Raw genomic sequence first — 6,652 nt, forward strand, 5'->3', positions numbered from 1 at the left:
TATCCAATTTAATTTGCATATTTTTCTAATTAATTGTACCCATACAAATTTTATTTTGCAAAATTTATAAATAAGTGTACTCACACGAGTATATTTAATAGTAAAATATACCTATGCAATTTTTTAATTAACGGAGGAATATTTATGATTAAAAAGGTAGCCGCAATAAACGATATGTCAGGAATTGGAAAATGTTCACTTACAGTAGCAATCCCGATATTATCTGCATTAAAAACTCAATGCTGTCCATATCCGACAGCTATACTATCTAGTCAAACTGGATACCCAAAATTTACTTATTTAGATTTGACATCTCAAATGGATGAATACGGTAAAACTTGGAAAGAATTAAATGTGAACTTCGACACTATATACAGTGGTTTTTTAGGCTCTATAGATCAAATAGATATGGTTTGTGAATTTATCGAAAATAATAAAGGTGCCTACGTAATAGTAGACCCTGTAATGGGAGATGGTGGTGATTACTACCAAACATTTAACGACAATATATGTAATAAAATAAAGGATTTAGTTAAAATATCAGACTTAGTAACTCCAAACTTGACTGAAGCCTGTCTTTTAACAGGAAACAAATATCACACGAATTATACAATTGAAGAAGCTCTAGACTTAGCTAAAGAAATATCTAATCTAGGTCCTAAAAAAATCGTAATAACAGGTATAATAGTCGGCGATGAGATAGTAAACTTGGGATACGATAGAGATAAAGACGAGTCGTTTTCTTATTCACTAAAATACAACAACAAATCTTACAGCGGAACTGGAGATATATTTACATCTATAATGGCTGGTCTTATAACTAACGACCACAGCTTAGAGGACTCTATAAAAATAGCATCAGATTTTATATTTAAATGTATAGAATACACTGGTAAATACGATATAGATCCAAACGACGGCGTATTTTTTGAATTATTCTTAAATGACTTAACATCTATAAATTAAAAGTTCTACATCCTCCCCTATTTCTATAAAATATATTATAGAATGAAGGGAGGATTTTTATGAATATAAATCAAATGGCACAAGAGCTAGCTAGGCTTATAAAAAATAGCGATGAATTTAAAACTATGAATAAATACAAAAAGGAAATAGAAAAAAACAAAAATATAAAGAGACAGCTAGATAATTATATGAGTAAAAAAGACAAAATTTACACTAGATATAAAATAGATGAAGCCAACCGAAAAATATCTCAACTAGACAAAGAATACTCAAAGGTATTTCAAACACCTCTAGTAGAAAACTACTTTAAAAGCACCCAAAAATTTAATTTACTTATGCAAAATGTATATAAATCAATCGAAGAAGAGCTTTTAAAATAATAATTTTCCCTCTTATTTCAAATATCCTTTTAATACAAGAATTTGACTATAATATAACGCAATTTTTTTCATTATAATAACTATTTTTTGCTAAAAAAGTAATTTTTTTGTCAAATTAGATTGCTTTTATTCGATTTAAGTTTTATTATTAAATATATATCAATTTATCGTAAAATCGTTATCTCGAGTACATTTGAAGTATACGTAACTATGTCACGATAAATTTTCAGAAAATATTTAAAATAGATTTACATATAAATATGTTTTCAATGTGTTTAAATCTATCTAATATGTATGTTAAAAATTATATATTAAAAGTTGTGAAATAGGGGGGATTGAAATGAGTTCATTATCAACAAGCAAAGAAATATGCGCTAGAGAATTAGAAGTATTAGCAAAAACTCAAAAACTACCATACTGTCCAATAGCATTTGAATCAGGAAAAGGTGCTCTTCTTTACGATTATGAAGGTAAAGAATACATAGATTTACTATCAAGTGCTTCTTCAGCAAATATAGGACATGGTAACGAAGAAGTAGCAGAAGCTGTAAAAGAACAAATGTCTAAATTAGCTCAATTTTCAATAGTTTACTTCTCTTGTAAGGAACCTGTTGAATACGCTGAAAAATTAATAGAATTATATCCAGGGGACAACAATAAAAAAGTTTTATTCTCAACTACAGGATCTGAATCAATAGATGCTGCTATAAAATTAGCTAAAGGCTACACAGGAAGAAATAAATTAATATCTTTCAACGGAGCTTATCACGGAAGTACTTTCGGTGCTATATCTATATCTGCAATAAGCTTAAACATGAGAAGAAAAATGGGTTCTATGATACCAGATGTTTATCATTTTAACTATCCAAAATGTATCACATGCCCATATGGAAAATGTGAAGAATCTTGTAACCTAGAATGCTTAAAGGAAATAGAAACTGCATTCGATTTATACTTACCACCAGAAGAGGTTGCTGCTGTATTCTTTGAACCAATAGCAGGAGATGCTGGTATAATCGTACCTCCTAAAAAATACGTACAAGGTCTAGCTGAATTATGTAAAAAACACGGTATTTTATTCATAGTTGATGAAATACAACAAGCTTGGGGAAGAAGTGGTAAATTCTTCGCTATAGAAAATTTCGATGTTGAACCAGACCTAATAGTTATGGGTAAATCATCAGGTGCAGGACTTCCAATGGGTATTGTAATGGGTAAAACTGAAATAATGGACAGCTTAGATGCCCCAGCTCACTTATTTACAATGTCAGGAAACTCAACAGTTTGTACTGCTGCATTAAAAATGCTAGAAATATTTGAAAGAGAAGGCTTAGTAGAACAATCTAGAGTAAAAGGTGAATACTTTAAAAATAAATTCTTAGAGCTACAAAAGAAATACGACATAATAAAAGATGTTCGTGGACTTGGATTATCAATAGGTGTAGACCTACCAGATAAAAATACTACTACTAAAATAATCTATCAATGTCAACAAAATGGTTTAGTTTTAATATCTCTTGGAGAATGTACTTTAAGAGTTCAACCACCACTTGTTATAACTTACGAACAAATAGACAAAGCTATAGCTATAATCGAAGAAGCTATACAAGATTTACTAGCTGGTAAAATATCTGACGAAGCTTTAACTGTTATAAACGGATGGTAGGCTTTTAGATATCGCTAACTGATACTATTTAAAAATAATAAATAATATAATTTTGAAATTAGGTCTAATATGTTTTATTAGACCTAATTTATATGATAACATATTGATATTCCTATAACCGGAATATATTACCATATAATTAGTTTGAAATAAGGGGGATAATTTTATGGAATACAGAATAAAAAAATCAATTGCATCTCAAATAAAAGAAACATATGCAATTGAAGGTGAAGACGCTTTTAACAATATAGACATCGACTGCGCTGAAGGTATCAATATAGTATCATTTTCAGATGCCGCAATAGATGCGTTTAACTCTATTGACTACACAATAATGAAGGACTACCCTCATTCACTTACTGTTAAAAAGGCTATAGCTGATTTCTGGGAAAAATACACTGATACAAAAATAAATGATGACAACATAGTTTTATGTGACGGTTCTATAGCAGCTTTATTCTTGATAAACAAGCTTTTCATAGAAAATGGAGATAAAGTTTTAGGACTAGCTCCTCAATTTCCTGAATACGGTACAGATGTTGAAATGGTCGGCGGTGTATTCGACACTTACACATTAAAGCCTGAAAACAACTATAAATTTATAGCAGATGAATTTATCGACATGATAACAGACGATTTAAAATTAATCTATCTAGACAACCCAAACAACCCTACTGGACAAATAATGCCAATTGAAGATATAGAAAAAGTCTTAAAGGCTGCATACGATAAAAACGTAGTTGTGCTAGTAGACGAAGCTTACGGAGACTACATGGATTCTAAAAATTCAGCAGTAACTCTAGTTCCAAAATACGAAAACTTAATAGTTACAAAGACTTTCTCTAAGGCTTACGGACTTGCAGGTCTTAGAGGTGGATACATAGTTCAAAACGAAAACTTAACTAAGGCTATGAAAAATATAAATACACCTTACGAAATGACATCTGTAACTAGAGCTGTTGCAGCTAAGGTTGTAGGCGATTACGACTTTTTAGTAGAAATGAGAAAAGCAAACGCCGAAATGAAGAGCAAAATAGTAAAAGACTACAAAAACTTGAGCATCTCTGAAAACGGAGATACTGTATCTATAATGATGGTAACTCACAAAAACAAAGATATCGATTTAGAAAAGGAATTTGCTAAATTAAAAATAGGTGTTATATCTTGTGCTTCATTTAAATCTGTAGGTAAAAACTCTATTAGATTTAGATTCCCATCACCAGAATATCTACCTAGATTAATAGAAGCGTCTGAAATTATAGACAATATAGAATAGAAAAAAAGGCGATTACACTAACAATCATACAATGTGTAATCGTCTTTTATATTTTGCTATTTGCTTTTTAAAAACTCCACAGGATCCTTTTTCGAAGCTATTTTAGCTGGAATAAATCCTCCGATTAGAGTTATGACTATACTTGTAATTATCAACAACACAGCGTATTTAGGTCTTAAAATAGCTATATTAGATAGTTCTGTCGTAGTCTTTAGCATATAATTATTTAAAGGTATTATAAAAATATAAGCTATAAACACTCCTAAAACTCCTGCTAAAAATCCTATAACAGCATTTTCTACATTGAACATTCTGACTATGTCTCGTCTTCTAGCTCCCAATACCCTCAGTATAGAAATTTCATGTTTTCTTTCAAGCACAGCTATATAGGTAATGACAAACATTGTAATTAGCGATGTTATCATGGCTAAGCATATAAAGGATACTAATACCATAGTTATACATTTCATTATATTAGACGATACTTGATTTATTATTGTAGATGTATCCTCGTATAATATAGTCTCTCCTTCTCCTTTTCCTTCGTTGTATTTATTCAAATACCCCAATATATCTCGCTTTGACTCAAAGTCTTTAGGATATATAGTAATAGATGAAGGAACTGATGAAGCTCCTAGTAAATTCAATGCCTGTTGTTTATCTCCTTCAAAGCGCTGACCTGTTATAACGTTGTAATTCGATTTTTGCTGCTCGTCTACAATTTTAGATTTTTTGCAGTTGTTTATATAATAGCTACTTAGCTCATTACTATAGGCTATTCCCTGAGATAAATATGATAAATTATTATCCTTTTTAGCTCTCAATATTCCAGTTATGCTTATAGTTAAAGATTTTTTAGAGTTGTATAGATTTTCTAAATTTTTATCGCTGATATCTGTCGTAAAGTATTTTCCTTCCTTTTTATAAAATTCATCATTTAAAATAATTTTATATTCCTTTCCTATAAGCTCATCGAATTTTACATTTTCTTCTCTATCGCAATCTACACCAAGAGCCTTTAAAATACCGCTATCTACTCTATTGTATTCATCTACTACGAGCACGATATCCTTTTTATCAGTTGGATAATACCCGTACAACAAATCGTAATTTTGCTCTAAATATTTTTCCTCTCCATTTCCTTCAGGATACGACGAAAAATTAATAGCAGAAGTGTCCAATATCGAAACTCGTCCTTTATCATCCTTTTTTAATATATTCATGTCAATCTGACTTTTGTACGATATGGCTGAAAATAAATCGCTGTCCATATTTTTTATATATCGAACATACTCATCTGTTATTTTATTTTTATGTGATTTGTTATTTGCCTCCCAATCATAGGGATAGACTACCTCTTCACTTGTATATAATTCAAACTTGTCATTGTACTTCTGAATATTTTTTATTTCTCCTATTTGGGTGTAAATATCTAAATTATCATACACATCATCTATTACAATTGGAAAATCAGCTAATGTATTTTTTTCATAGTCATTTATTTTCTGCTCAAATCCAGTAATTAAAGATATCACTATAGCAATACCTATAATTCCAACACTAGATATCAGCATGTAGATAAATGTCCTCATTTTTTTATTAGACATATCTCTTGCAGCCAACTTTAAAGCCATACAAACTCCCATGGAAGTCTTTTTTAAAGAAATATCTCTTTGATGTAAATCCTCCTTAAGCGGATCGCTGTCGTAAACGATCTCTCCATCTCTAAAGGAAATAACTCTAGTCGCGTAGGATTTAGCGATCTGTTCATTTTGAGTCACTACGATGACTAATTTATCCTTAAATACCTCCTTCATCAAATCTATTATCTCCAAGCTAGATTTACTGTCTAGGTTTCCTGTAGGCTCATCTGCAAGTATTATATTAGGATCGTTTACTAATGCACGGGCAATCGCCACTCTCTGCATTTCGTCTCTAGATAAAAACTCCGATGTCTTTCTCATATAATCCTTAATACCGACTTTATCTAAAGCATCTATTGCCTTTTTTTGCTTTTCCTCCTTAGACAAGTCAGTAAGTGATATAGCAACTTGTACATTTTCTAATATACTTAGATGAGGTATTAGGTTGTAATTTTTAAATATAAATCCTACTGTATTATTTCTATATGAATCCCAATCAGAATCGCTAAAATCCTTTGTAGATCTGCCGTTTATTATTAAATCACCCTTATCATAATGCTCTAAGCCACCTATTATATTTAAACAGGTAGTCTTTCCTGAGCCACTTGGCCCTAAAATCGTCACAAATTCGCTCTCTCTAAACTTTAAATTAATTCCGTCTAGAGCGATTTGTTTATTGCCTCCTGTTATATAACTCTTATAAATATTTTTAAGCTGTAAC

At 30.6% G+C, this 6,652-nt stretch carries 5 protein-coding genes; 4 read left to right on the forward strand and 1 reads right to left on the reverse strand.

The features are described from left to right. Positions 1-144: 144 nt before the first annotated feature. The 4 genes from SPD90_RS02765 (at position 145) to SPD90_RS02780 (ending at position 4,288) form a co-directional block, all read left to right on the forward strand. Positions 145-966, forward strand: a complete 822-nt coding sequence (locus SPD90_RS02765) for a pyridoxamine kinase (protein WP_320924230.1) — start codon at positions 145-147, stop codon at positions 964-966. 59 nt (positions 967-1,025) lie between these two features. Next, positions 1,026-1,346 (forward strand): YlbF family regulator, encoded by a 321-nt coding sequence (locus SPD90_RS02770; protein WP_320625366.1) that lies wholly within the window; start codon positions 1,026-1,028, stop codon positions 1,344-1,346. 340 nt (positions 1,347-1,686) lie between these two features. Continuing rightward, entirely contained in the window at positions 1,687-3,012 is a 1,326-nt protein-coding gene (locus SPD90_RS02775) for an aminotransferase class III-fold pyridoxal phosphate-dependent enzyme (protein WP_320924231.1), read from the forward strand. A 166-nt stretch (positions 3,013-3,178) separates the two neighbouring features. Continuing rightward, positions 3,179-4,288 carry a pyridoxal phosphate-dependent aminotransferase gene (locus tag SPD90_RS02780; RefSeq protein ID WP_320924232.1) on the forward strand — a complete coding sequence of 370 codons (1,110 nt, stop codon included), beginning with the start codon at positions 3,179-3,181 and terminating at the stop codon, positions 4,286-4,288. Between the two features lie 56 nt (positions 4,289-4,344). On the opposite strand, the gene SPD90_RS02785 is transcribed toward SPD90_RS02780, so the two are convergent. After that, positions 4,345-6,652, reverse strand: a 2,308-nt coding sequence (locus SPD90_RS02785; RefSeq protein ID WP_320924233.1) for an ABC transporter ATP-binding protein/permease, incomplete at its 5' end; no start/stop codon positions are given.

The sequence above is a fragment of the Intestinibacter sp. genome, from assembly GCF_034113885.1.
GTDB lineage: Bacteria > Bacillota > Clostridia > Peptostreptococcales > Peptostreptococcaceae > Intestinibacter.

Bases quoted from the DNA above. Each gene is read 5' to 3' on its own strand.
- SPD90_RS02765 (WP_320924230.1), top strand. From the start codon at position 145: ATGATTAAAAAGGTAGCCGCAATAAACGATATGTCAGGAATTGGAAAA.
- SPD90_RS02775 (WP_320924231.1), top strand. From the start codon at position 1,687: ATGAGTTCATTATCAACAAGCAAAGAAATATGCGCTAGAGAATTAGAA.
- SPD90_RS02770 (WP_320625366.1), top strand. From the start codon at position 1,026: ATGAATATAAATCAAATGGCACAAGAGCTAGCTAGGCTTATAAAAAAT.
- SPD90_RS02780 (WP_320924232.1), top strand. From the start codon at position 3,179: ATGGAATACAGAATAAAAAAATCAATTGCATCTCAAATAAAAGAAACA.